The sequence below is a fragment of the Vibrio sp. 2033 genome (genome assembly GCF_033339735.1).
Map to the genome: position 1 here is coordinate 1 of NZ_JAWOVC010000651.1, position 562 is coordinate 562.

Annotated in this window: 1 protein-coding gene; it reads left to right on the plus strand. The window is 48.6% G+C overall.

All coding sequences use genetic code 11. From position 1 onward, the window contains the following. The coding region (locus R7P74_RS28295; RefSeq protein WP_318124006.1) for a glutaminase at nucleotides 1–495 on the plus strand (495 nt) is incomplete at its 5' end. Between the last annotated feature and the right edge of the window lie 67 nt (nucleotides 496–562).

The following is a 562-nucleotide window of genomic DNA, read 5'->3' on the forward strand; positions in this document are numbered from 1 at the left end:
CTGTCGGGTGATACTCACATTGTCTACGACAAAGTCGTGGCCGCTTCGGAAATGATGCACGGCGATCGCAACGCGGCGATTGCTTACCTAATGCGTTCATTCGGGAACTTCGAAAACGAGGTTATTCCTGTGCTGCAAAACTATTTCCATGCCTGTGCTTTAAAGATGAGCTGTGTGGATTTAGCAAAAACCTTTAGCTACCTTGCTAATAAAGGCACTTCCGTGCAAACGGGCAAGCCAGTGGTGTCACCAACACAAACGAAGCAACTGAATGCATTGCTCGCAACTTGTGGTTTGTACGATGGTGCCGGTGAGTTTGCTTACCGTGTGGGTATGCCAGGTAAATCTGGTGTTGGTGGCGGCATTATTGCCGTGGTTCCGGGTGAAATGACCATTGCGGTTTGGTCTCCAGAACTTGATGCATCAGGGAACTCGTTGGCGGGTACGAAAGCACTGGAACTGCTCTCTGAGCGGATTGGCCGTTCGATTTTTTAGTGTTAACTGTTTCTATACAAAAAGCCTCTCGTCTGAGAGGCTTTTTTGTAGTTCGCGTGGTTTACTC